We start from the raw sequence: 26637 nt of genomic DNA, 5'->3' as shown, positions 1-26637 counted from the left end.
ACCAGAGGAGAGATCCTCTGGTCCTGTAATTAAGACTGCTGTTCTTGCTTTTCAGCCGCTTCTTTCTGTTCCTTTAGCACGACCTTGCGCGAAAGGTTTACCCGGCCTTGGTCGTCAATGCCGATGACTTTAACAAGCAGCTTATCGCCAAGTGCAAGCACGTCTTCCACCTTGCGAACACGCTCTTCAGCAAGCTCCGAAATATGGACAAGTCCATCTTTTCCAGGGAATAATTCAACAAATGCCCCGAACTTTTCGATCCGCTTGACTGTGCCGTCATACATTTGTCCGACTTCGACTTCACGCACGATATCTTCAATAATTTTCTTGGCAGCATTATTTTTCTCTGCATCAATTGAAGAAATAAAGATTGTTCCGTCTTGCTCGATATCAATTTTAACGCCCGTTTCTTCGATAATCTTGTTGATCTGTTTACCGCTTGGCCCAATGACATCACGGATCTTATCCGGATTAATCGTCATCGTTAAGATCTTCGGTGCATAGTCAGACAGCTCGCTGCGCGGTTCTGCAATAACGGAAATCATATGATCCAAGATATGCATGCGGCCTTTTTTCGCCTGCTGCAGCGCCTCTTCGAGAATTTCACGGCTTAAGCCTTCGATTTTAATATCCATCTGCAAAGCTGTAACACCTTTGCTTGTACCCGCTACCTTAAAGTCCATGTCACCAAGATGATCTTCCATTCCTTGAATGTCTGATAAAACGGTATAATGTTCTCCAGATTTAACAAGTCCCATTGCAATTCCCGCTACCGGCGCTTTAATCGGAACCCCTGCATCCATCATTGCCATTGTGCTTGCGCAAATGCTCGCCTGGGAAGAAGAACCGTTAGATTCCAATACTTCTGATACGAGACGAATGGTATATGGGAAGTCTTTTTCGCTTGGAACAATCGGCTCCAATGCCCGTTCTCCTAATGCACCATGACCGATTTCGCGACGTCCCGGCGCGCGCAGCGGACGAGTCTCACCCACACTGAAGGAAGGGAAATTATAATGGTGCATAAAGCGCTTAGACTCCTCAATGCCTAGCCCGTCTAAGATTTGGACATCACCCAGCGCTCCGAGGGTACAAATGCTCAGCACTTGTGTTTGTCCGCGCGTAAACATAGCAGAACCATGCGTACGCGGAAGCAAGCCTACCATGGAAGATAGCGGACGGATTTCATCAATTTTCCGGCCATCCGGTCGTACTTTTTCCACTGTAATCAAGCGGCGGACTTCTTCTTTGACAATCTTGTCCAAAATTTGTCCAACCTGCTTCACCGTGTCTTCCTCTGCTTCTTCGGCAGTGAACTTCTCAACAACCTCTGCCTTGACTGCCTTGATTGCATCTTCGCGTGCATGTTTCTCCTGCACCTGGATAGCTTGAATCATTTCTTTTTCACAAAGAGAACGAACTTGTTGTTCAAGATCTGTATCTAATTCATACAAAGCGATTTCGATCTTGTCTTTCCCAACCGCCTTAACGATTTCCTCTTGAAAAGCAATGAGGCGCTTAATCTCTTCATGACCAAACATGATAGCTTCGAGCATGACCTCTTCAGGCACTTCATCTGCTCCGGCTTCTACCATGTTGACCGCATCTTTTGTTCCCGCCACAGTTAAGTGCAAATCACTCTTCTCAAGCTGTTCCACTGATGGGTTAATCACAAATTCTTCATCTACACGGCCAACGATTACGCCGGCAATTGGGCCTTCAAATGGGATATCAGAAATGCTTAGCGCCAATGAAGAACCAAACATAGCGGCCATTTCAGAGGAGCAGTTTTGATCCACACTCATTACGATGCTGATCACTTGCACCTCGTTGCGGAATCCATCCGCAAACAGCGGACGAATTGGACGGTCGATCAATCGGCTGGCAAGCGTTGCTTTTTCGCTTGGGCGCCCTTCTCTTTTAATGAAACCACCCGGGATTTTTCCAACTGCATACAAACGTTCTTCATAGTTAACTGTCAGCGGAAAGAAATCAAAAGGTTTTGCTTCCTTCGAAGCAGTAGCAGTGCTCAATACGACTGTATCTCCATAGCGGATCAACGCCGCTCCATTAGCTTGTTTAGCGACCTGGCCAACCTCAACGGTCAGCTCCCGGCCTGCCCATTCTATGGAAAATGTTTGTTTCCCTTGCTCCATAAATGAACCCCTCTCTATACCAATAAATGTTGTAATTGCGTATCATCCTAACTATTAGCATAACATTCGGGATGATTGATGCAAAGTTATATCGTTGAATTTATCTATCTTGTCTATTTTTCACCGAAAAACACCGGTTACTCATATACTTTACATTTTCTTTTGGAATTAAATCCCAATCATTTTTCACCTAATAAAAAAGCGGGAACAAATCCCGCTTTCTGAACGGCTTAGCGACGCAAGCCAAGCTTTTGAATTAATTCACGGTAACGCTGAACATCTTTGTTACGAAGGTAAGTTAACAGGTTACGACGACGTCCAACCATTTTTAACAAACCGCGGCGTGAATGATGATCTTTTTTATGAGTGCGCAAATGATCGTTTAGTGTATTGATTTGCTCTGTAAGTACAGCGATTTGTACTTCTGGAGAACCAGTGTCACTTTCGTGAGTTTTGAATTGGTTGATAATTTCATTCTTGCGTTCTTGAGTTAAAGCCATTGTAATTCCTCCTTAGTTTTTATAAAATCCCCTGTTACCAAGCAGGCGCTGGAGCGGCGCGATGCTGAGCAAAGGTTCAAATAATCCATTTCTAATCATAGCTTAATTTGCAATAAAATGCAACCTCTTTACTTTTGCCCGGCAAAGTAAGCAGCCGCTGACTGCTTATCCTTATCAATTTGGGCCACGAGGGCCTCAATGCCGTTAAACTTTTCTTCTCCTCGCAGGCGGGCATACCATTTAATGGCTACTTCTTCTCCGTATATAGAGCGATCAAAGTCGAAGATATGGACTTCAACCGACAGGCTATGCTCATCCGGGTGCTTGAAAGTCGGGCGGTAACCAATATTGCAGACGCCATCGTGCCACTCTTCCTTCACCTTTAGGCGCACTGCGTATACACCTGTTTCCGGAATGAGATAATCTTCCTCTACCTCCACATTTGCAGTCGGAAAGCCGATTTTTCGGCCGCGCTTATCCCCATGGATGACTGTTCCCTGGACCTCGTATGGCCTTCCAAGCAGGCCTGCTGCCTCTTCTACATTTCCTTCCCTCAACAGCTGACGGATTTTTGTGGAGCTGACTTTTTCTTGATGGTACTCCCACTTATCAATGATCGTTGAAGTAAAGGTGCCGCGCGAATGAAACGGCATGGTTTCCATCGTTCCTTTGCCAAGGCGTCCATATGTATAATCAAAGCCGGCTACGACATGCTTGACATGAAGGCCGATCACATATTGATCGACGAATTGCTGCGGTTCAAGCGCTGCAAAATCAGAGGTGAACCGGACAACAAATAAATAATCGGCTCCCAGCGCTTCAATTCTTTTTACTTTTTCATCTATGGGCGTAATATATTTTATTTGTTTATGTTTGTTTCCAAGAACGACGGACGGATGAGGATCAAATGTCATCACCGCACTTTTCATACCCTGATTCCTTGCTTTTTCTACCGCCGCAAGAATCACTTGCTGGTGCCCGGTATGGACTCCGTCAAAAAAGCCAAGAGCCATTACTAAAGAGGGCAAATTTTCTTTTTGTAAGCTATGGGGATGATGCAACATATACACTTTCACCGTTTTCACCTGTCCTCCTGTCAGTCAGCTAGCACTTTGACCGGTTTTACTTTTCCCGGCTTATCTGGATGCAGCTTATAAATCGCCAGTAAATTCTCCTCTGAAAATACCGCGGCCTCTGTTGCTTTTTCCGGCCAGTCTGCCGGCATATCGAGCACAGAACCGTTCATTACTTTCTTTGCTAATGTATCATTTATTGTCCATTTCGGCAAATGTTCAACTCCTCTTTCAAGCGGCTGGACAATAGCAGAAACGGCGCTTTTCTCTTGAAGCTGCTTGAGTTCGTCGAGCGTGATGCACTGCTGCTTGTCAAATCCCCCAGAAGACGTTCTCACAAGCTTGGACATATGCGCTGGGTAGCCGAGCCTTTCGCCAATCATCACAGCCAGTGTTCGAATGTAAGTGCCTTTGCTGCAGGATGCGCGGAAAGAAAATTGAATAGCTTCACCCTCAAACCATTCTCTCTCATCCAGCAAATCCAATTGGTGGATAGTTACCTTTCTTGAAGGTCTTTCCACCTCAATTCCTTGGCGGGCATATTCATACAACCGCTTCCCATTCACTTTCACAGCCGAAAACATCGGGGGAGTCTGCATAATTTCACCGGTCAGCGACTGCAGCACCGACAAAATATCCTTTCGTGAAATTCTCGAACTTACCGGCTGTTGTTCTACGATGTCGCCCGATGCATCCTCTGTTGTTGTCGAAAAGCCAATGGTTACTTCGCCTTCGTATACTTTTCCTGAGTTCATAATGTATTCGGCCAGCTTCGTTGCCCGCCCGAGACAAATGGGCAGCACTCCTTCTACATCAGGGTCAAGCGTACCAGTGTGGCCCACCTTTTTCATCTTTAAAATTTTGCGCACCTTAAACACACAATCGTGCGAGGTCATTCCTTTTTCCTTCCAAAGAGGAAGTATTCCATTCATGTAGCTTCTCTCCTTTTTCCGGCAGAAAAAAGGTTCCAGCTTCTTAAGAAGAAATGAATATAGCACTGAAAAGTCTATATCTCATTCACTGAAGAAGCCAGAACCTTATGTTCCTTTCCTGTTTATCAATGATCTGCGGAAGGACTGTTAATTTCCCTTAATAAAGTATCGATACGGTTGCCGTATTCAATCGATTCATCCATTTCAAAGAGCAGCTCCGGCGTTTTGCGGAGACGGATTCTCTGCCCAACCTCCGAACGGATAAACCCTTTTGCTTTTGTTAAGGCCTTTAATGTTCCTTCGCGCTCTTCTTCATTGCCAAGCACAGTAATATAGACTGTCGCTTGTTGAAGATCACCGGTCACTTCCACGTCGGTTACAGTAATAAAACCGATGCGCGGATCCTTTACTTTTCGATTCAATATGTCTGTCAGTTCTTTTTTCATCTGTTCACCAACACGATTTGAACGAAGAGTCATTTTTCTCACCTCACTATAGCCATTCATAGGAAACAGCCAGCCGCTCCCATTCCGGGAAGGAGTCAAGAAAATGCAAGGCATTCGCCAGCTCCCTTTCTGCCGCCTTCTTCGATGAAGCGACAGTAACAACAGCTAATTTTGTACGCTGCCAAACGTCCTGATGATCCATTTCTGCCACGGAAACATTTAATTTTTGCTTCAGACGCGTGAGTGTACGCTGCAGCACAGCCCGTTTTTCCTTTAAGGAATGCGAGTTGTAAATTAAATATTCTACCTCAGCATAACCAATCATTTGCGTTCGATTTCTTCCTCGATAAAGGCTTCGATAATGTCGCCTTCTTTTACATCGTTGAAGTTTTTAATTGTAATACCGCACTCATAGCCTTGGCTGACTTCTTTTGCATCATCTTTAAAGCGTTTAAGCGCGTCTACTTCTCCTTCAAAAATAACAATGCCGTCACGAATTAAACGCACACCGCTGTCGCGGGTGATTTTTCCTTCTGTCACATAAGAACCAGCAATCGTTCCTACTTTGGATACTTTAAAGGTTTGGCGTACTTCCGCCTGGCCAATAATCTTCTCCTGGAACTCAGGATCAAGCATTCCTTTCATGGCTGCTTCAATTTCTTCAATGACTTTGTAAATAATACGGTGCAGACGAACATCTACTTCTTCTGCTTCTGCTGCCCGTTTCGCGTTCACATCCGGACGAACATTGAAGCCGATAACAATAGCATTGGAGGCAGAAGCGAGAATGATATCAGACTCCGTAATCGCACCGACGCCTGTATGAATGATTTTCACATTTACGCCTTCTACTTCCAATTTTCGAAGGGCGGCTGCCACTGCTTCAAGCGATCCTTGAACATCCGCTTTTAAAACGATGTTTAAGTCTTTCATTTCCCCTTGTTTCATATGTTCAAACAAATTATCGAGGCTTACGCGTGATTTCTCGCTCCGCTGTGCTTGTAAAGCTTCTTGGGCGCGGGCTTCGCCAATTTGTCTGGCTGTCTTTTCATCTCCAAATACCACGAAACGATCTCCAGCTAATGGAACATCATTCAAGCCTGTAATTTCAATCGGAGTAGAAGGACCTGCTGTTTTGATACGGCGGCCAAGATCATTCACCATGGCGCGCACGCGGCCAAACGTATTGCCGACAACAATCGGATCTCCAACATTCAGCGTACCATTTTGAACAAGCAATGTAGCCACCGAGCCGCGTCCTTTATCAAGCTCCGCTTCAATTACTGTTCCGATAGCCCGGCGATCCGGATTGGCTTTTAACTCTTCCACTTCTGCTACAAGCAGAATCATTTCAAGAAGCTGCTCAATGCCCTCGCCTGTTTTTGCGGAAAGCGGAACAAAAATCGTATCGCCGCCCCATGATTCCGGAACGAGACCATGCTCTGTCAGCTCCTGCATGACACGTTCTGGATTGGCTGTTGGCTTATCGATTTTGTTGACAGCTACGATGATAGGCACTTCCGCTGCTTTCGCATGGTTGATCGCTTCAATCGTTTGCGGCATAACACCGTCATCTGCTGCAACCACAAGAATGGTGATATCTGTAATTTTAGCTCCGCGGGCCCGCATAGTTGTGAACGCAGCATGCCCCGGTGTATCAAGGAAGGTAATCTTCTTATCACTAATATCAATTTGGTAAGCACCAATATGCTGGGTAATCCCGCCGGCTTCCCCCTCCGTCACCTTCGTATGACGAATGGAATCAAGGAGCGTTGTTTTCCCGTGGTCTACGTGACCCATAATTGTCACGACAGCCGGACGCTCCTTCTTGTTATTTTCATCCTGTTCTTCTTCGAAGTAAACCTCCAGGTCCGCTTTATCGATCAGGACCTCTTCCTCCACTTCAACCCCGTACTCACCTGCTATCAATTCAATAGCATCGCTGTCAAGCTCTTGGTTGATGGTTGCCATTACGCCAACCATAAACAGCTTTTTAATAATTTCAGACGGCTCGCGGTTGAGCTTTTTAGCTAGCTCCGACACCGTTAATGAGCCAGCAAATGTGATTTTTTCAGGGAGTTCCTTTACCTTTGGCGGCTGCGGCATGACAGCTGGTTTGGATTGCCGCTGCTTGTTTCCTTGCTGCTTGCCTCTCCCTTGATTTTTATTGTTCCCTTTTCCTTGATTAAATCCTTTTTGCTGAGAATTTTTCTGTCCGCCTGGCCCTTTATTTCCCGTTTTTCCCTTGCTTGAAGATGTATTCCGGCTTGGACCTTGAGAATTAGAATTAGAATTAGAATTAGAATTCCCGGAAGAATTTGCTTTTGTTTGTTTATTATTCGTAAAAGATTTTTCCAATTTTTGTATAGCCTCCTCGTCAATAACAGTCATATGGTTAGAGACTTCTACATTCAACTCTTTGAGTTTTTCAATGACCACTTTACTTGACACGTTTTTTTGTTTCGCATACTCATGTACTCTTTGTTTACTCATCTGTTCACCCCCGCATAGTATGATCGAGGAGGGCGGAAAGCTTTTTAGCAAACCCCGCGTCTGTAACAGCTGCGACTACCCTTGCCTCTTTGCCGATGGCCTGGCCAAGAACATACCGATCATCAATCCACCTTAACGGAACTTGATAATAGGCTGCTTTGTCCTGTACTTTTTTCTTTGTGTTGGGTGATGCGTCTGCCGACAGCAAAACAAGTTTTGCCCGGCCTTTTTGAATTTCTTTTACTGTTAATTCTTCGCCCGAGATGATTTTGCGGGCCCGGTTGGCTAATCCCAGCAATTTGGCCCACTGAGGTTCATTCATCGGCTAGTTCGTCTCCTTTTCTACATAAGAGAGCAATTCTTCAAATACACTGTCCGGTACTTCTGCGTTAAGCTGTCTGGCTAAGATGCCTTTGCTCCTTGCCAGTTCCACCGCTTCTTTGGTCTTTGACAAATACGCGCCGCGGCCGGATTTTTTCCCGGTCATATCCACTGACACTTCGCCTTCTTTAGAGCGAACGATGCGTACCATTTCTTTTTTGGCTTTCATCTCGCCTGTAGCGACACATTTTCTTAATGGAACTTTCTTTGGGCGATTCATTTTCTTCACCTCTTATTCAATTTCTTCGGAGGAAAAGTCATAAGCGCCTTCGTCTTCTACAGCCGGAGCCGCGTGGTCACGCGGATAAATACCCGCCTCCCGTGCGTCTGTTTCACTCTTAATATCAATCTTCCAACCTGTTAATTTTGCTGCCAGGCGAGCATTTTGCCCCCGCTTGCCGATAGCTAAAGACAATTGGTAATCCGGCACAATAACCGTTGTCGCTTTTGCTTCCTCATCCACTTGTACATCGATGACTTTTGACGGGCTTAAGGCATTGGCAACAAAGATGACAGGATCTTCCGACCACTTAACGATATCGATCTTTTCACCTTTCAATTCGTTGACAATTGCCTGAACGCGGCTTCCCTTCGGTCCCACGCATGCGCCGACTGGATCGACTTCAGGGTTCTCGGCATAGACGGAAATCTTGGAACGGTCGCCCGCCTCCCGGGATACCGAGCGAATCTCTACCGTGCCATCAAAAATTTCCGGCACTTCGATCTCAAACAAACGTTTTAATAGGCCAGGATGAGTCCGTGAAACAAAGATTTGCGGGCCTTTTGTCGTCCGCTCTACTTTTGTAATGTATACCTTTATGCGGTCATGAGGCTTATAGCTTTCGTTTGGCATTTGCTCCGCCAGCGGCAGAAGCGCTTCAATTTTCCCAAGGCTGACATAGATAAACCGGGAGTCTTGACGCTGAACAATCCCTGTCATAATGTCTTCCTCACGGTCGATAAATTCTGAATAAATAATGCCTCTCTCTGCTTCCCTCACACGCTGGGTAACAACCTGTTTAGCTGTCTGGGCGGCAATACGTCCAAAGTCCTTCGGTGTGACCTCCAGCTCTACAATATCCCCAAGTTCATAAGAAGGATTAATTTCCCGAGCATCCGCTTCGGAAATTTCCAGACGGGAATCAAATACCTCATCTACCACTTCTTTGCGGGCAAAGACACGCATGGTGCCAGTTTCAAGATTTAAGTCGACGCGGACATTTTGCGCTTGATTAAAATTTCGTTTATAAGCAGAAACAAGCGCCGCTTCGATCGCCTCAATAATTAAATTGCGTTCGATCCCTTTTTCTTTTTCCAAATATAAAAGAGCATCGTACAGTTCAGTGCTCATCGGACTTTCCGCCCCCTTACATAATAATAAACTGTCATTTTTTGTTCATGACGTCAAACAAATGGCCTTGGCCATCCCGTTTTAAGAAAACGAAATAGCCAAGCGAGCTTTCGCTATTTTATCCAGCGGAATAACCACTTGTTTTTTTCTTGTTTTCATCAAGTACTCAACTACAAGCTCTTCTTGTTCAAATGAAAGCAGCGTGCCTTCAAATGTTTTTTCTCCATCGATCGGTTCATAGGTCTTTACATGCACACGTTTTCCGACCGCCCGCTCATAGTCCTTCATTTTCTTAAGCGGACGTTCTGCTCCCGGAGAAGAAACTTCCAAAAAGTAATTATAAGGAATCGGGTCTGTTTCATCTAGCTTTTCACTCAGCCGTTCACTGACCATTCCGCATTCCTCAATATCAACTCCGGCTTCTTTATCAATGTAAACGCGAAGGAACCAGTTCTTTCCTTCTTTTACATATTCGATATCGACTAGCTCTAAGTCCAGCTCTTCAGTAATTGGTTTCACTAACTGTTCAACTGTTTCAACTACTTTGCTCATATATACCCCCTGGTTGAATAAAATCCCTGACCAAGAATGAAACTCTTTTACAAACACGAAAGAGTGGGGATGCCCCACTCTTTCAAAGAGAGTTATCAATTAGTATTTCCACTAAAAATATACCATATCCCTTTATTTTATGCAACTGGACCGTTATTGAGCTTAGAAAAGGGAAAGCTGATTCTGGTCAGGAAGCGAAGCAAGGCATCCATGATTATCCAAATACTCGATAATTGTCTTAGATACTTTTCCGCGCTGCTGCAAGTCCTCTTTTGATAAAAACTCTCCTTCTTCCCGCGCTTTAACGATATTGTACGCCGCATTGGTGCCAAGGCCAGGGATCGAATTAAACGGCGGGATTAACGAATCCCCATCAATGATAAATTGATCCGCACTCGACCGATACAAATCTACCTTTTGGAAGGAAAAGCCGCGCTCGCACATTTCCAGCGCCAACTCTAATACCGTTAACAAACTTTTTTCTTTTGGAGAAGCCTCCAGCCCTTTCGCGTTGATCTCATCAATCAGCGAACGAATAGCAACTGCTCCTTTTACCATGGCATCAACATCGAAGTCCTCCGCCCGGACTGTAAAGTAAGCCGCATAATATAAAAGCGGCAAATGCACTTTAAAGTAGGCGATCCGAACAGCCATTAAAACATAAGCAGCCGCATGCGCTTTCGGGAACATATACTTAATTTTTTTGCAGGAATCGATATACCATTCAGGTACTTCTTTGCTGCGCATTTCCTCTTCCATTTCATCAGTCAATCCTTTTCCTTTACGAACTGACTCCATAATTTTAAAGGCAAAAGCCGGGTCGAGCCCTTGGTAAATTAAATACACCATAATATCGTCACGGCAGCCGATTACGTCACTTAATTCACAGATGCCGTTATGGATCAGTTCCTGCGCATTGCCGAGCCAAACGTCAGTGCCATGGGACAGCCCCGAAATCTGAACAAGCTCAGAAAAAGTAGTTGGCTTTGTATCTTCAAGCATTTGCCGAACGAATCGTGTCCCGAATTCAGGGATGCCCAGCGTGCCGGTTTTACACATAATTTGCTCTTCTGTCACGCCAAGCGATTCGGTTCCGCTGAAGATTTTCATTACTTCCGGGTCATCTGTAGGAATCGTTTTAGGATCAATGCCGGAAAGATCTTGCAGCATCCGGATAACGGTTGGATCATCGTGTCCGAGAATATCAAGCTTCAGCAGGTTGTCATGGATAGAATGGAAATCAAAATGAGTCGTTTTCCATTCGGATTTGTCACTGTCAGCTGGGTATTGAATCGGCGAAAAATCATAAATGTCCATGTAATCAGGCACAACGATAATTCCGCCCGGATGCTGGCCTGTCGTTCGTTTCACTCCTGTACACCCTTTGGCAAGGCGATCCACTTCTGCTCCCCGCAGCTGTAAGTTATTGTCTCCTGCATAGCCTTTCACATAGCCGAATGCTGTTTTATCCGCCACGGTACCGATTGTTCCCGCACGATACACATATTCTTCCCCGAATAGCACTTTCGTGTAATTGTGTGCTCTAGGCTGATATTCTCCCGAGAAGTTCAGGTCAATATCCGGGACCTTGTCCCCTTTGAATCCAAGGAACGTTTCGAACGGGATGTCGTGTCCGTCCTTTTTATATCTGATCTGGCAGTCCGGACAATTTTTGTCGGGTAAATCAAAGCCGGAGCCGACAGAACCATCATTGAAAAACTCCGATTTCTTGCACTTCGGACAAACATAATGAGGGGGCAGCGGATTGACCTCAGTAATTTCTGTCATAGTGGCAACGAAAGAAGAACCGACCGATCCCCTTGAGCCGACAAGGTAGCCATCATCCAGTGACTTTTTCACGAGTTTATGAGAAATGAGATAGATAACGGCAAAGCCGTGGCCAATGATGCTTTTTAACTCTTTTTCCAACCGCGCCTCAACAATTTCAGGTAAATCCTCGCCGTAGATCTGCCTAGCTTTTGAATAGCTCATCTCGCGGATTTCTTCATCGGCACCCTCAATTTTCGGCGTATAGAGATCATCCTTAATCGGCTTGATCTCACTAATTCGGTCAGCGATCTCGTTCGGATGCTGAATCACAATTTTCTCCGCCGTCTCCTTGCCAAGGAAGCTGAATGCATCAAGCATTTCATTCGTTGTCCGAAAGTGAACATCCGGCAATTCATGGCGGTTCAGCGGATTCGCTCCGCCTTGAGAGCTGACCAAAATCTTGCGATGGATTTTATCAGTTGGATTCACATAATGCACGTTGCCCGTTGCCGCTACAGGCAGCTGCATCCGTTCTCCAAGCTCGACAATTTTTTTGATAATATCTTCAAGCGCCTGTTCATCGCGGACAAGCTCCAGCTCCAGCAGATGGCTATATACTTCCTTCGGATGAACTTCAAGGTAGTCATAAAACTTGGCTGCTTTTTCTGCTTGCTCCATCCCTTTTTGCATCATGCTTTCAAATACCTCGCCTTTATCGCATCCCGAACCAATCAGCAGCCCTTCCCGATGCTTTTGCAAGACAGACCGCGGAATTCGCGGCACCCGGTAAAAGTAATCGATGTGCGCAATTGAAACGAGCTGAAATAAATTCTTTAAGCCGGTATCATTCTCCGCAAGGATCGTGCAATGATACGGACGGGCTCTTTTATACGCCCCGCCATCTCCCATATGTGTATTTAAGTCATCATGATAAGAAATGCCTTTTTCATTTGCGTCTTTGAGCATCCTTAAGAACAGGTAGCCCGTTGCTTCTGCATCATAAATCGCCCGGTGGTGCTGAGTAAGCTCGACATCGAATTTTTTCGCAAGTGTATTCAACCGGTGATTTTTCATGGTTGGATATAGAAAACGGGCTAATTCCAGCGTGTCAATAACCGGGTTGGCAGATCGGCCCATCTGATAGCGGCCATAGCCAGTATCAAGAAATCCCATATCAAATGAAGCATTGTGGGCGACAAGAATGGCATCTGCTGTCCAGTCTTTAAATTTCTTCAGCACTTCTTCTACTTCTGGCGCATTTTGGACAAGGTCATCGGTAATCCCTGTTAAATTAATTGTCGTCGCCGAAAGCGGATGGTGCGGATTGGCAAATGATTCAAAACGGTCAATGATTTCGCCGTCTTTAATTTTAACAGCCGCCAATTCAATAATCGTGTCGTAAACGGCTGAAAGACCTGTTGTTTCAACGTCAAATACAACGTACGTTTCATCGGCCAGCAAACGATGGGCATCATTGTAGGCGATAGGAACACCGTCGTCCACTAAATTTGCTTCTAGTCCATATAGGATTTTCACCCCGTGTTTTTTTCCTGCGCTGTAGGCATCCGGAAACGATTGGACCACGGCATGATCGGTCACCGCTATCGCTTTGTGCCCCCATTTAGCTGCTTGAGCCACTAAATCTCCGACTGATGAAACAGCGTCCATTTGGCTCATTGGCGTGTGCAGATGAAGCTCTACACGCTTTTCTCCTTCAGGAGCAGTGTCCTGGCGCATAACCGGGGCGATTTCATTGACATCATTTGCAATCATCACAAGGTCACGGACAAATGTGTCATTTTGTACTGTCCCTCTCGCTCTTACCCACATGCCCTTTTTCAGACGGCTGAACAGAGCAGCATCCTCTTTATCGCGGGAGAACATTTTGACTAATATGGAATCAGTATAATCGGTAATTTTAAAGGTGAGCAGCGTGCGTCCGCTTCGAAGTTCCTTTGTCTCAGCATCAAAAACATACCCTTCGATGGCAATCCGGCGTTCTTCATCCTGTATTTCCTCCAGCTTCTTGAAATCGGCATCGTCTTTGATTGTCAAGCCGATCATCAAAGGCCCGCTGGCTGCTTCTCCGTCTTCGCTCGCACTCTCTTCCCGCTTCTGCATTTCAGCAACCGCCTGCATGGCACGCTCGGCGTCTTCCTTTTGCTTTGCTTCGAGAAATTGCTGGAATTCGTCATTTGTCTCTTTTTCCATTACTTCTACATCAAAAGTGAGCGGCGGAAAACCATAATTTTGATAAGTGCCGCAAATCCAGTCGCTGTATTTATTTTTGAGCGTCATTCCCTCTGTATCATTGCTGACGCTGACTATTAATTTATTTCCTTTCACCACAGGTACGCCTCTATTTAACAGCGCAAGCATCGGAGGAGAGATTCCTTCCAGCTGGCTGATGCAAAAAGACCAATATTCACTGATCAATTCTTCTGAAACGGCGGCATTCTTCGCTTTGACCGCAAACGTCACTTGAGCGATTTCTTTAAAAGCGGAATGCAAAGCATTCGCAAAGGTTTGGAGCAGCCGGCAAGGCAGAATCGTTTCTGTCACAAAAGAAAAGTGCCAGCGCTTGGCTTGCCGTTCTACTGTTAACTTTTCAATCTCAGCCCCTTCAAAGTGACGAACAACCGCATCTTCTGTCAGCTTTAATTGCTGCAGCAGCAGCTGAAACCGCTGCCGTCTTCCCTGGGATTCTTCACTCATTTGTATGCCTCCCAAATTTATAAGTTCTCTTCTATTTTAACAGAAATTCAGAAAGAAAAAGGCACCCGATTCAGGTGCCTTTCAGGCTGTTGGCAGAGGCTTGTTTTGTCACTGCCTGCCTGCTGTTAGATTAGATTGATTGAAAGATTTCCTGCAATTTGGATACAAGTTCATTGCTTTGAACTTCCATCATTTCTCCTGTTTTGCGGATTTTCACTTCAACGATTCCTTCGGCTGCCTTTTTGCCGATAGTTACTCGAACTGGCAAACCAATTAAATCGCTATCCGCAAATTTTACTCCTGGACGTTCCGCACGATCGTCCATTAAAACATCATAGCGGTTTTCGCGAAGCAGGCTGTAAAGCTCGTCAGCCAACGCGCGCTGGCTCTCATCCTTCATATTTACCGGAACTAAATGGAGATCAAAAGGAGAAAGCGCCTTCGGCCAAATAAAGCCTTGTTCATCATTAAATTGCTCAGCAACAGCAGCCAATGTCCGAGAAACCCCAATTCCATAGCAGCCCATAATCATCGGCTGTGTACGGCCGTTTTCATCCAGATAAGTGGCATTCATTGCTTCGCTGTAACGCGTGCCTAATTTAAAAATGTGACCGACTTCAATGCCTTTAGCAAAGCGGATGGTTCCTTGTCCATCAGGAGAGACATCGCCTTCCTGAATAAAACGAAGGTCCGCATACTGATCTACACGGTAATCTCTCTCTGCATTGACATTGATAAAATGAAAGCCTTCTTCATTGGCTCCGCAAACACCATTCGTAATCGCTTTGACAGCATGATCTGCAATGACTTTGATTCCTTCTTTGGCATTTACCGGTCCGAGCGAGCCGATCGTGCAGCCAAGCACTTCGTTAACCTCTCCATGTTCAGTAAGCTCTACTGTATCGGCTTGGAACAAGTTTTTCAACTTAATTTCATTTACTTCATGATCACCGCGGACAAGAACAATTACATACTCTCCATCTACTTTAAAAAGAAGCGTCTTCAAGCATTGTTCAGCTGAAACATTTAAAAGTTCTGCTACGCTGCTGATTGTTTTGGCATCCGGAGTAGCCACTTTCTCCATCTCTTGTTCTGCTTCCCCGCTCTTTTCATAGGCTGTCACAACTGGAGCCATCTCAATATTAGCGGCATAATCAGAAGCATCAGAGTAGGCAATCGTATCTTCACCGATCTCAGAAAGCACCATAAATTCATGCGTGTCTTTTCCGCCCATCGCTCCCGAGTCAGCAATAACCGCCCGAAAGTTTAAGCCGCAACGGCGGAAGACATTGGAGTATGCCGTATACATCCGGTCATACACTTCTCCCAAGCTTTCGTGGGAAGTATGGAAAGAGTAAGCATCTTTCATGACAAACTCCCTGCCGCGCAGCAAACCAAAGCGCGGGCGCTTCTCATCACGGAATTTTGTTTGGATTTGATAAAGCGTCAGCGGCAGGCGCTTGTACGATTTCACTTCATCCCGAACCAGGCTTGTAATGACTTCTTCATGAGTCGCTCCTAAAGCAAATTCACGCTCATGACGATCCTTCAAGCGCATAAGCTCCGGTCCGTATGTATACCAGCGACCGGACTCCTGCCATAACTCCGCCTGCTGAAGGGCAGGCATTAACAGCTCTGCTGCTCCAGCATTGTCCATTTCCTCGCGAACGATTTCTTCTACTTTGCGAAGCACTTTTTTGCCAAGCGGCAAATAGCTGTAAACTCCGCTGGCATTCTGGCGGATAAATCCTGCCTTTAACAGCAGCTGATGGCTTTTGACATCAGCATCTGCCGGTACCTCTCTTAATGTTGGGATTAACGTTTGGCTTTGTTTCATCACATACACCTCAGACTATTTTATTGTAAAAAGAATCGCTGGATATCATTCCAGGTTACCACAATCATTAACAGCATCAGCAAGGCAAAGCCGACAAAATGAACCATTCCTTCTTTTTGGCGGTCAATTGGCTTGCCTCTCAGCGCTTCAACAAGGAAAAACAGCAGGCGGCCTCCATCTAATGCCGGAAGCGGCAGCAAATTCATGATTCCTAAGTTAATGCTTAACACACCAGCCCATTTCATTAAATTCATAATACCTGATTTAGCCACGGTATCGGTCGAGACATAAATGCCGACAGGACCGGAAAGCATATCAATCGAGAATTGTCCGGTAACCAGTTTGCCGAGCAAGCGAATAATTTCTACTGTCCAGAAATAGGTTTCCTTCGCCCCATAGGCAATGGAGCCAAAAAATGATTTTTCCACCGGACTGTGTACACCAATGACGCCGATTTTCTGGTTTTCCACTTCCCTAACTTCAGGAGTCACCGGAATATCCAGTGTTTTCCCATCTCTTTCGATCGTGAAATCCATTTCAGCTTGCGGATTTTTTTGAATAACCGTCACAATGTCATTCCAGCTGGCTACACCTTGTCCGTTAATGCTGACCACTTTGTCGCCTTCCATTAAACCAGCTTCCTTCGCTGCTCCATCAGCGTTCAGCTTGCCAAGCTCAGGTTCATTTGTCGGCATTCCTTGCAAAATAGCAATCAGAATGAACACGACAAAGGCTAAAATAAAATTGAAAAGCGGACCGGCAAAAATCGCCATGGCGCGCTGCCCCAAAGTTTTGGAAGCAAATTGGCGGTCCCAAGGAGCGATTTGGCTTTCCATCCCGTCTTCTACAATGACGGCCTCCCGGTGAATCGGAAATGCTTTGATTTCTTCTTCCCCATCTTCATAGCCCCTGATCATGAGTTGATGTTCGAGATCAGCTGTCTCTACCTCAATGACCCTGGCGTCGGGATATCGATCTTTTCCAGTGACAATAATTTTAACAATTTCCTCTTGTTCATTAAACAAGGCACCGATGCGATGACCCGCTTTTAAGTCCACCATTTCAGGATCTTCCCCGGCCATGCGGACATATCCCCCTAATGGAAGAAGACGAAGGGTATAAACGGTTTCCCCTTTTTTATGAGCAAATACTTTTGGACCAAAACCAATCGCGAATTCCCGGCAGAGAATACCGGCCCGTTTAGCAAAGATGAAGTGGCCAAGCTCATGAAAGAAGACGAGGGCACCAAATATAACGATAAACGCTATAACAGTATTCAATATAGATAACCACCTTTTTTATAAAAGTGAGTGGACGAAATTCCGCGTTTCCTTGTCGGTTTGCTGAATTGTTTCCAGATCCGGCTGAGCGATAGATTCATGTCTTTCCAAAGCCCGTTCAACCATTTCGTCAATTTGCAAAAATGTAATTCTCCCGTCAAGAAAGGCAGCAACAGCTGCTTCATTTGCAGCATTTAGCACTGTAGGTACGGTGCCGCCCGCTTTCCCTGCCTGATAAGCGAGGGCAAGCATCCGGAAACGCTCTTGATCCATTCGTTCAAAGTGAAGCTTGCCCGCCTCCAGCAAATTCAAACGCCGGGCAGACGGCAATGGCAGGCGATCCGGATAAGAAAGCGCATATTGAATAGGCACACGCATATCAGGGGTCCCAAGCTGGGCAATGACTGAGCTGTCTTGAAATTCGACCATCGAATGAATAATACTTTCTCGATGTAAAATAACATCTATTTGTTCATATGGCAAATGAAAAAGCCAGTGAGCTTCAATGACCTCTAAGCCTTTATTCATCATCGTGGCTGAATCAATCGTAATCTTCGCGCCCATTGACCAGTTAGGGTGGTTCAGCGCTTCTTGCACCGTTACATTCTTTAGTTCTTCACGCGTACGGTCCCGGAAGCTTCCTCCAGAAGCCGTCAATATGAGACGCTCAATGTTTTTCTCCTGTTCTCCCTGCAAGCATTGAAAAATAGCTGAATGCTCACTGTCTACCGGCAAGAGGTCTACATGATGCTTTTCTGCCGCCTCCATCACTAGATGCCCTGCGGTAACGAGCGTTTCTTTGTTAGCAATAGCAACTGTCTTGCCCGCTTCGATCGCTTGCAGCGTCGGACGCAGACCGATGCTGCCGAGCACGGCGTTTACTAGCATATCCGCTTGTTGAAAAACAGCCGTTTCAACAAGCCCTTCTTCCCCGTGCATAATTTGCAAAAAAGGAAATTCGGACTTTAATTTATCCGCATCTTCCCGGCGTGCCACCGCTACTAATGCCGGCTGGAACTCACGGATGATCTTCCTTGTTTCCTCTATGTTCCGGCCAGCTGAAAAGGCAGCCAGCGAAAATTCCTCGCGATGCTCGCGGATCACATCAAGCGTCTGGCGGCCGATGGAGCCAGTCGCACCTAAAAGACTTAATTTCTTCACATGTTTCATCTCCTCAAACAAGCTGTCCTGTTACACTAGCTGCAATAAATGAACGAGCGGGAAAACAAACAGCCAGCTGTCTGTCCGATCTAAAATTCCCCCGTGCCCTGGCAGCAAAGTGCCCGAATCCTTCACGCCATAATGGCGCTTTAGGGCTGATTCTGCCAAATCGCCAAGCTGTCCAAACACGGATAGCACGGCTGTAGCAATCAACAATTTAAACACCGGGATATCCATATCCCCTGCCAATGAGATAATCAAAGCCACAATAATAGCTGCGATAATGCCCCCGACGGATCCTTCGATCGTCTTTTTCGGGCTGATTTCAGGCCACAGCTTGCGTTTCCCGAATGACCGGCCCACGAAATACGCTCCTGAGTCTGTCGCCCATGTAATAAACAAAGCAAAAAAGACAAATATCACGCCAGCTTCCCTTGTTTCTATAAAATAATAAAAACCAAAACCGACATACAGGGCAGCCAATACACAAAACCCCGCGTCTTCAAAATGAAATTTGTTTTTAGACACGACTGTATAGGCTAGAATCAGCAAGACGAGCAAACCGGCAAGCTGCAGCTTATCATATCCTGCTTGTTCAATAACGGCAGTTAAGCGCTCCGGCATTAATATAATGCAAATGAAAATAATAGAAAGCAAACCAGGCATCGAAGCAGGAGCGATCCCTTTCATTTTTAATGCTTCCGTCAGCCCGATCACGGCCATTAAATAAGCCAGTATAATCATGGGCCAGCCGCCGTACAGCACAACCGGCAAAAAAGCGGCTGCCGCAATAACAGCGGTTAAGATACGTTGTTTCATGTCTCATACTCCTAACTCTCTAATAAAAAATAATTACGACAAACCGCCGAACCGGCGTGAGCGCCGCTGAAAAGCTTCTACCGCTTCAAGCAAGTGATCTTCTTTAAAGTCAGGCCAATTCGTGTCAGTAAACCAAAATTCTGTATAGGCCAGCTGCCAAAGCATAAAATTGCTGAGGCGAATTTCCCCGCTCGTCCGAATAAGCAAATCCGGATCTTGTAAATGCTCGGTCATAAGATAGCGTGAAAAAAGCTCTTCATTCAAATTTTCCTCTAATATTATACCATTTTTTACATCGCTAATAATATTTTTTACAGCGGTTAAAATCTCCGCCCGGCTTCCGTAATTCAAAGCAAAATTTAAAATCAGTCCATCATTGCCGCTTGTCTGTTCCATCGCCTTCTCCACTGCATTGAGCGTATGCTTCGGTATCTGGCTTCGTTCGCCCATCATTTGCACCCGGACATTTTCTTCGATCAATTCCGGCAAAAACATGCCGAGGAACTCCTCAGGCAATTTCATCAAAAACTCTACCTCATGTTTGGGGCGCTTCCAGTTTTCAGTTGAGAACGCGTACAGCGTCAACACTTTTACGCCGAGCTTGTTTACGAGTTTCGTTATTTTTTTTACCGTTTTCATTCCTTCATGATGACCGGCAATTCGGGGAAGAGCTCTTTTTTTCGCCCATCGGCCATTGCCGTCCATAATGATCGCAATATGCTCTGGCACCGGTTCTTCTTTAATCTTTTTGACCCGGTCCTCAATATTATGGTCATCTGCTGTTCTCCATAATTTCTTTTTATTGATCATAAAATATCCTCCACGATGTAGCATCACCAAATTATTAACAAATCATTACCTATTATAATACCAAAATTGCTTGTCGATTACTTTGCAGAAATGGATGTATTTTTTAATTCTATGGCTTTGCTGAATAATCATGTTCAATTTAGTTCTTTTTAACCTGCTCGGACAAAGAGGGTCGCCTTGCTTTATCATAGCTTATTCAATAAAAAAGAAGAAAACCCTCTTACATCGAAGAGGGTTTGTACATTAAACTTCCATAATTTCTTTTTCTTTGTCTTTGGAAATGCTGTCGATTTTGCTGATGAACTCATCTGTTTGCTTTTGAACATCGTCCGTCAAGCCGCGCAATTCATCTTCAGTAATCTCGCCAGCCTTCTCTTGTTTCTTCAGCTCTTCGTTCGCATCGCGGCGAATATTGCGAATGGCCACCTTTGCATCTTCCGCTTCTTTTTTCACAAGCTTAGCTAATTCCTTACGGCGCTCTTCTGTTAAAGCTGGAAACGCAAGACGGATAACAGATCCGTCGTTTGACGGCGTTAATCCAAGGTCTGATTTTAAAATGGCTTTTTCAATGTCACCCATAGCTGTTTTATCATAAGGCTGAATGACTAGAAGTCTCGCTTCTGGAATAGAAATAGAAGCCAGCTGGTTAATCGGTGTCGGCGCTCCGTAATAGTCTACGGTAATGCGGTCTAACACTGAGGCACTTGCACGGCCGGCACGAATAGACGCCAATTCTCTCGTGTAAGCCTGAATTGCTTTGGTCATTCTTTCTTTCATCTGCTCAATTGTTTGATTTGCCATTATTCTTTCCCCCTTACAATTGTTCCGATATCTTCACCCATGACGACCCGTTTAATATTGCCGTTTTCGGTAATCGAAAATACAATCAGCGGTATGTCGTTGTCCATACATAGCGAGGATGCTGTGGAGTCCATTACCGCAAGTCCTTGCTTGATTACATCAAGATAGGATAATTGATCATATTTCACTGCGTTTTTGTCAACGCGCGGATCGGCTGAATACACACCATCCACATTGTTTTTCGCCATTAAAATAACTTCCGCTTCAATTTCAGCAGCCCGGAGTGCAGCAGTGGTATCTGTAGAAAAATATGGGTTGCCTGTGCCTGCAGCAAAAATAACTACCCGCTTCTTTTCAAGGTGGCGAATAGCCCGGCGGCGGATATAAGGCTCGGCTACCTGGCGCATCTCAATGGACGTCTGAACCCTTGTTTCAATCCCAAGCTGCTCAAGGCTATCTTGCAAAGCCATTGAGTTCATGACAGTCGCAAGCATACCCATATAATCAGCAGTTGCCCGGTCCATTCCCATTTCGCTGCCGATCTTTCCTCTCCAAATGTTGCCGCCGCCAACTACGACTGCTACCTCGATATCGAGCTCGGCAATTTCCTTCACTTGTTCGGCGATTGACTTAATAACAGCCGGATTAATGCCAAATCCTGCTTCACCTGCCAGCGCTTCACCGCTTAACTTTAATACTACACGTTTATATTTTGGAACGCTCATGTAAACCTCCATATGTATGGTTATTGGTTTGCCTTGGCTATCATCTTGCAAAATCGCCAAACCCTAGATGAAATCCCTTACCAATAGCCGGCAAGGGATTCCTATCTAACAATAACAAATTCCTTCTATTTTTTAATCAATAGAACAAAATTATTTTTTCACTTGGTTCATTACTTCTTCAGCAAAATTGTCTTGGCGTTTCTCAATGCCTTCGCCCACTTCGTAGCGTACAAGCCCAGTTACTTGCGCTCCTTTAGATTGAACAAATTTGCCTACTTTTTCATCTGGATTTTTAACGAACGGTTGATCGACCAAGCAGATTTCTTCAAAGAACTTGCTCAGGCGGCCCTCAACCATTTTCGCTACGATATTCTCAGGCTTGCCTTCATTTAAAGCTTGCTGAGTTAATACTTCACGCTCACGAGCTACTTCTTCTTCAGAAACAGCGTCACGAGAAATATATTTAGGATTTAAAGCTGCCGCATGCATCGCTACATCTTTCGCTGCAGCAGCATCTGTTGTGCCTTCAAGAACAGTCAGCACGCCAATGCGGCCGCCCATATGAAGATATTCACCGAAAGCGTCGTTATCGCTTTTTGTTTTCACTTCAAAGCGGCGAAGAGTTAATTTTTCACCAATTTTAGCAATCGCTTCATTGATGTACTCGCCAACTGTTTGTCCATTTTCCATTTTTTGCTCAAGTGCTTCTTCTACGTTCGCAGGCTTTTTAGCAAGCAAATGGTCCGCTAATTCTTTTACAAGCGCTTGGAAACCTTCGTTTTTAGCAACGAAGTCAGTTTCTGAGTTTACCTCTAAAATAACGGCTTCATTGCCTTCGCTTTTAATGAAAGCAGTTCCTTCAGCAGCAATACGGTCAGATTTCTTCGCAGCTTTTGCAATTCCTTTTTCACGAAGGAAATCAATCGCTTTTTCCATATCACCGTCAGTTTCTGTTAGCGCTTTTTTACAATCCATCATACCAGCGCCAGTTTTTTCACGCAGTTCTTTAACCATTTGAGCAGTAATTGCCATAATTTTCTTCCTCCTTCGAGTTGTATGCTTCTTTATGTGCAGTTAGCCTACTTAAAAGGCTATGCTGGAGTATATTTACACTTGTTTCAGCAAGGTTTTTAAAAAAAGGTGATAAGAGAAGGTCTACTTATCACCTTTTATTGACTGTTATTCAGCTGCAGCTGCTGTTTCTTCAACTTCTGCTTCTGCTGATACTTCTGCCTCTGCTGTTTCTTCTCCTTGTTTTGCTTCAAGGATAGCATCTGCCATTTTACCTGTTAAAAGTTTAACAGCGCGGATCGCATCATCGTTTGCCGGAATAACGTAATCAATTTCGTCCGGATCACAGTTTGTATCAACGATACCAACGATTGGAATATTCAATTTGCGAGCTTCTGCAACAGCAATGCGCTCTTTACGTGGGTCGATAATGAAAAGAGCATCTGGAAGACCTTTCATATCTCTGATGCCGCCAAGGAACTTCACTAAGCGCTCATGTTCTTTTTTCAGCTGTACGACTTCTTTTTTAGGAAGTACTTCAAATGTGCCGTCTTCTTCCATTTTTTCAATGTTTTTCAAACGTTGCACACGTTTTTGGATTGTTGAGAAGTTAGTTAATGTACCGCCCAACCAGCGTTGGTTTACATAGTACATTCCTGAACGTTCTGCTTCTTCTTTGACAGATTCTTGAGCTTGTTTCTTTGTACCAACGAAAAGAACTTTTCCGCCGTCTCCAGCCAAGTCTCTTACAAATTTATAAGCTTCTTCAACTTTTCTTACTGTTTTTTGAAGATCGATGATATAAATTCCGTTACGCTCTTGGAAAATATATTTTTTCATTTTTGGGTTCCAACGGCGTGTTTGATGACCGAAGTGAACACCAGCTTCAAGCAATTGCTTCATTGAAATAACTGACATGTTTTGTTTCCTCCTAATGGTTTTAATTTGTCCTCCGCTCTCATCATTTTTATCCAGAAACTGTCTCATAGACAGCACCATCTGAACAAATCAGGGAGCGTGTGTGATAACACCGTTAGTAACTATACCACAGCCTGGCAACGCAATCAACTATTTTTGCCAGCATCCGCAAATTTCAGTGCTAATTCCACTTCTGTCTTTCCTTTATTTAATTTTCTGGCGATTTCTTCTACACTCAGCCCTTGATCCTTCAACGAAACAATCTCGTCAGCTAAGGCTTGTGCAGCTGCCGGAGCTTCCTGCTCCTCTGCGGATATTTTTTCATTCTCATCCGCTGTTTTGCTTGCTGTCCTGTTGTATACTTGTGCAGCCCGAATACGCTGCATGGAAGGTGCTGCAATAGCCCCAGCGCCCTCTGGAGTCCGGCTGGGGGGAGCTGACTTCCCGGGCGTCACAGCAGAAGAAGCCTGTCCAGCGGCTGCAGAATGCTCCGCTGGGCTTGAAGAAGAAAATTCTTTAATAAGCTTTTCGTTCTCTTCTTTCATTTCCGCCAGATAAGCGGTCATCATTTCTTCCATATCTGCTACAAGCTTTTCCTGCTCCTTTTTTATTTCATGCAGGCGGTTTTGCCTCATGAACAGCAAAATAATTGCAAAGAGAGCAACAGCGTTAAGTATAAACGAAATAAAGATAAATAGAGTAGCCATGAAGTCTCCTTAATGATAAAACTTTTTCATCCATGCACCGGGTTATTAATTTTGACAAGTTGATTTTTCAGCTTAAACAACGCTTTGGAGTGAATTTGCGAAATTCTTGAGGTGGAGAGGCTCAATACTTCGCCTATTTCTGTTAAAGTCAGCTCCTCATGGTAGAATAAACTGAGCACGAGCTGTTCTTTCTCAGACAACTTAGTAATCTCCGCTGTTAATTCCTGAATCAGCTCGCCCTTGACAAGAACATCCTCAGGAAGATCCGCCTTCTCGTCTTTTAAAACAAACCTCTTCCCCTCTGAATCTTCATGATCATGAATTTGTTCATCCATTGACAGGACATTAGCAAATAAATGCTCCGTCATTGTTTGATGGACTTCTTCTTCTGTCATATTCAGCTGCTCTGCCACTTCTGCTGCAGTAATTCTCCGAAGATGCTTTTGCTCCAGCTCTTCAATCTTTGTTTCAATTTTTTTCGCCTTTTCTCTCGTTCCTCTCGGCAGCCAGTCTTCCTTGCGAAGTCCGTCCAGGATCGCTCCGCGAATGCGAAAAGAAGCATACGTATCAAACTTTAAATCCCGAGCCGGATCAAATTTCTTCAACGCATCGTACAAGCCCATTAATCCAAGACTTTTAATATCCTCTTTATTGACGCTCTTTGGCAAACTGGCCGAGATGCGTTGAGAATGAAACGATACGAGCGGCATATACTTTTCAACAAGCAGATTGCCTGCCTCTGGATCCTCTGACTCTTTCCAGGCAGCCCACAACTTTTGTTCACTATATCTATTCGGTTTGGCCATAGTTGACGTTTCTCCTCCTCGGATTGACCTCTCAGAGAAGTTTTTCTGAAAAAGACGGTCAGGCTATTTATTCTTTACGTTCCACATTTTAATAAAAGATATCGCCGAAACGCAAATAAATTTTTACAACGTCTAGTAGTTCAGTAAGGAATTTCTGTCTACTGCATTCATTTTTAACATTCCGTGCGGTTACGCACTATCAACTTTTGCATACACGCGCTAAGAAAGTTGGAAGCCATTTTCTATCCTGCGCTCTTATATACGGCAATTGCCTTTGTTGACTGTTCTTACATAAAGCTCGCAGGTGCGCGGGTCAAATTCGATCGTGCGGCCGCTGCTCCCCCCAACATCTTCTGCTATGACCGGGATATGATACACTTGCAGCATTTGCTTCACAGCCTCGACATTTCTTGGTCCGATTTTGAAGGAGCTGTTTTGCAAATTGAATTGAAACATTTGGGCACCGCCGGCGATCTTGGCTTTCAGCCTATAGGATTGTGCCCCTTCCGCTTTCAACTGCGCCACCAGTTCAGTAATCCCTGTGTCTGCATATTTTGCTTTATTCATATGCCCGCTCTTTGCAAGCGAAGAGTCAGGAAGCATCACATGCACCATTCCGGCAATTGCCATCCGTTCATCGTATATAACTACCCCGACGCAGGAACCCAGCCCGGATGTTCGAATGACATTCGGCGGCCGGACGATATTCAAATCGGCAATCCCTACTTTGATCACTTGTCCGACGCTATTCATTTATCCCAACTCCAAGAGCTTCAAAGATTGGACCGAATGACAGCGGATCAGGAAGCAAGAAGAAATGCCCTTTCATTTCATCGTTGCATCCTGCTTCTACTTCCTTAAGCACCGTTTCGATGACGATGGCATAGTCACCATACCGGGAAGATTCTACAAGGCCATAACTAATGATTGCCCCAAACATATCGATGGCAAGCTCCGGAACTGAAGGATAAATTTGAAGGCGAGTGAAATCGCCAAGCGCTGACAAATAAGAACCGGATAAAATGTTGCCTAACTCCTGCATGGCGGATAATCCGAGGCTCTTTCCCTCTGCTTTCTTAAAGGAAAAACTCTTGTCGCCTGTCATATTGCTAATAAAATGTTCCGCTTGCTGCAAGGAAAGGACAAAAAACATATTTCCCGTCACTTCTCCCTCAATTCGCAAGCTCACACTGACAACTTCTTCTTCCGCACCGCCCGCCATTTCCATCATTTCATTAAAGGACACAATTCTGGCACTCGGAACCTTCATATCGATTTGTTTGTTCAACAAAGTTGACAGGGCAGTAGCTGCATGGCCAGCGCCAATGTTGCCAAATTCTTTTAAAATATCTAAATGGGTGGTATTCATTTTTTCTATATAGTTCATCTTTTT

General features: G+C 44.9%; 25 protein-coding genes. All 25 read right to left on the bottom strand.

Annotated features, from left to right (window positions below; translation table 11 throughout):
• Positions 1–29: 29 nt before the first annotated feature.
• Positions 30–2156, bottom strand: a complete 2127-nt coding sequence (pnp, locus tag B1A98_RS02160; RefSeq protein ID WP_063383541.1) for a polyribonucleotide nucleotidyltransferase — start codon at positions 2154–2156, stop codon at positions 30–32.
• Between the two features lie 230 nt (positions 2157–2386).
• A complete protein-coding gene (rpsO, locus tag B1A98_RS02155; RefSeq protein WP_041100058.1) occupies positions 2387–2656 on the bottom strand; it encodes a 30S ribosomal protein S15 in 270 nt (89 codons plus the stop codon).
• 128 nt (positions 2657–2784) lie between these two features.
• Entirely contained in the window at positions 2785–3732 is a 948-nt protein-coding gene (gene ribF / locus B1A98_RS02150) for a bifunctional riboflavin kinase/FAD synthetase (RefSeq protein ID WP_063383653.1), read from the bottom strand.
• A 20-nt stretch (positions 3733–3752) separates the two neighbouring features.
• The gene (gene truB / locus B1A98_RS02145; RefSeq protein ID WP_063383540.1) at positions 3753–4661 is read right to left on the bottom strand and encodes a tRNA pseudouridine(55) synthase TruB; all 909 of its coding nucleotides are present in this window, start codon (positions 4659–4661) and stop codon (positions 3753–3755) included.
• Positions 4662–4786: 125 nt separating this feature from the next.
• On the bottom strand, positions 4787–5140 hold the full coding sequence (gene rbfA / locus B1A98_RS02140) for a 30S ribosome-binding factor RbfA (RefSeq protein ID WP_041100054.1): 354 nt from the start codon (positions 5138–5140) through the stop codon (positions 4787–4789).
• Between the two features lie 13 nt (positions 5141–5153).
• The gene (locus B1A98_RS02135; RefSeq protein WP_041100052.1) at positions 5154–5432 is read right to left on the bottom strand and encodes a DUF503 domain-containing protein; all 279 of its coding nucleotides are present in this window, start codon (positions 5430–5432) and stop codon (positions 5154–5156) included.
• The gene (infB, locus tag B1A98_RS02130) at positions 5429–7600 is read right to left on the bottom strand and encodes a translation initiation factor IF-2 (protein ID WP_063383539.1); all 2172 of its coding nucleotides are present in this window, start codon (positions 7598–7600) and stop codon (positions 5429–5431) included. The genes B1A98_RS02135 and infB overlap by 4 nt, the downstream gene beginning before the upstream one ends.
• A 4-nt stretch (positions 7601–7604) precedes the next feature.
• Positions 7605–7922, bottom strand: coding sequence for a YlxQ family RNA-binding protein (locus tag B1A98_RS02125; RefSeq protein WP_041100048.1), 318 nt, complete (start codon positions 7920–7922; stop codon positions 7605–7607).
• 3 nt (positions 7923–7925) lie between these two features.
• Complete coding sequence (gene rnpM / locus B1A98_RS02120) at positions 7926–8201, bottom strand: RNase P modulator RnpM (protein WP_063383538.1); 276 nt, start codon at positions 8199–8201, stop codon at positions 7926–7928.
• Between the two features lie 12 nt (positions 8202–8213).
• Positions 8214–9332, bottom strand: a complete 1119-nt coding sequence (nusA, locus tag B1A98_RS02115) for a transcription termination factor NusA (RefSeq protein ID WP_063383537.1) — start codon at positions 9330–9332, stop codon at positions 8214–8216.
• Between the two features lie 81 nt (positions 9333–9413).
• Positions 9414–9884 carry a ribosome maturation factor RimP gene (gene rimP, locus B1A98_RS02110; RefSeq protein WP_041100042.1) on the bottom strand — a complete coding sequence of 157 codons (471 nt, stop codon included), beginning with the start codon at positions 9882–9884 and terminating at the stop codon, positions 9414–9416.
• A 162-nt stretch (positions 9885–10046) separates the two neighbouring features.
• Complete coding sequence (locus tag B1A98_RS02105; RefSeq protein WP_063383536.1) at positions 10047–14369, bottom strand: PolC-type DNA polymerase III; 4323 nt, start codon at positions 14367–14369, stop codon at positions 10047–10049.
• Positions 14370–14499: 130 nt separating this feature from the next.
• Entirely contained in the window at positions 14500–16206 is a 1707-nt protein-coding gene (locus tag B1A98_RS02100; protein WP_063383535.1) for a proline--tRNA ligase, read from the bottom strand.
• 20 nt (positions 16207–16226) lie between these two features.
• On the bottom strand, positions 16227–17486 hold the full coding sequence (gene rseP / locus B1A98_RS02095) for an RIP metalloprotease RseP (RefSeq protein ID WP_041100036.1): 1260 nt from the start codon (positions 17484–17486) through the stop codon (positions 16227–16229).
• A gap of 18 nt (positions 17487–17504) precedes the next feature.
• Positions 17505–18647, bottom strand: a complete 1143-nt coding sequence (gene dxr, locus B1A98_RS02090; protein ID WP_170808510.1) for a 1-deoxy-D-xylulose-5-phosphate reductoisomerase — start codon at positions 18645–18647, stop codon at positions 17505–17507.
• Between the two features lie 30 nt (positions 18648–18677).
• Complete coding sequence (locus B1A98_RS02085) at positions 18678–19466, bottom strand: phosphatidate cytidylyltransferase (protein ID WP_063383534.1); 789 nt, start codon at positions 19464–19466, stop codon at positions 18678–18680.
• A 33-nt stretch (positions 19467–19499) separates the two neighbouring features.
• Entirely contained in the window at positions 19500–20276 is a 777-nt protein-coding gene (locus B1A98_RS02080; RefSeq protein ID WP_063383533.1) for an isoprenyl transferase, read from the bottom strand.
• Between the two features lie 243 nt (positions 20277–20519).
• Positions 20520–21077, bottom strand: coding sequence for a ribosome recycling factor (frr, locus tag B1A98_RS02075; protein WP_063383532.1), 558 nt, complete (start codon positions 21075–21077; stop codon positions 20520–20522).
• Complete coding sequence (pyrH, locus tag B1A98_RS02070) at positions 21077–21802, bottom strand: UMP kinase (protein ID WP_041100028.1); 726 nt, start codon at positions 21800–21802, stop codon at positions 21077–21079. The genes frr and pyrH overlap by 1 nt, the downstream gene beginning before the upstream one ends.
• Before the next feature lie 150 nt (positions 21803–21952).
• Positions 21953–22834 (bottom strand): translation elongation factor Ts, encoded by an 882-nt coding sequence (tsf, locus tag B1A98_RS02065; protein ID WP_063383531.1) that lies wholly within the window; start codon positions 22832–22834, stop codon positions 21953–21955.
• Between the two features lie 147 nt (positions 22835–22981).
• Positions 22982–23731 (bottom strand): 30S ribosomal protein S2, encoded by a 750-nt coding sequence (gene rpsB, locus B1A98_RS02060; RefSeq protein WP_041100024.1) that lies wholly within the window; start codon positions 23729–23731, stop codon positions 22982–22984.
• A gap of 146 nt (positions 23732–23877) precedes the next feature.
• A complete protein-coding gene (locus B1A98_RS02055; protein WP_063383530.1) occupies positions 23878–24438 on the bottom strand; it encodes a hypothetical protein in 561 nt (186 codons plus the stop codon).
• 26 nt (positions 24439–24464) lie between these two features.
• The gene (locus B1A98_RS02050; protein WP_041100020.1) at positions 24465–25244 is read right to left on the bottom strand and encodes a FliA/WhiG family RNA polymerase sigma factor; all 780 of its coding nucleotides are present in this window, start codon (positions 25242–25244) and stop codon (positions 24465–24467) included.
• 255 nt (positions 25245–25499) lie between these two features.
• Positions 25500–25997: a chemotaxis protein CheD gene (locus B1A98_RS02045; protein WP_041100018.1), complete on the bottom strand. Its 498-nt coding sequence runs from the start codon at positions 25995–25997 to the stop codon at positions 25500–25502.
• Positions 25990–26631: a chemotaxis protein CheC gene (locus B1A98_RS02040; RefSeq protein WP_063383529.1), complete on the bottom strand. Its 642-nt coding sequence runs from the start codon at positions 26629–26631 to the stop codon at positions 25990–25992. The genes B1A98_RS02045 and B1A98_RS02040 overlap by 8 nt, the downstream gene beginning before the upstream one ends.
• Positions 26632–26637 lie beyond the last annotated feature (6 nt).

The organism is Pseudobacillus badius (assembly GCF_002189605.1).
GTDB classification, from domain to species: domain Bacteria; phylum Bacillota; class Bacilli; order Bacillales; family Domibacillaceae; genus Pseudobacillus; species Pseudobacillus badius.
The sequence above is the reverse complement of the archived record's forward strand: the minus strand, read 5'-3'. Positions and strand labels throughout refer to the sequence as shown.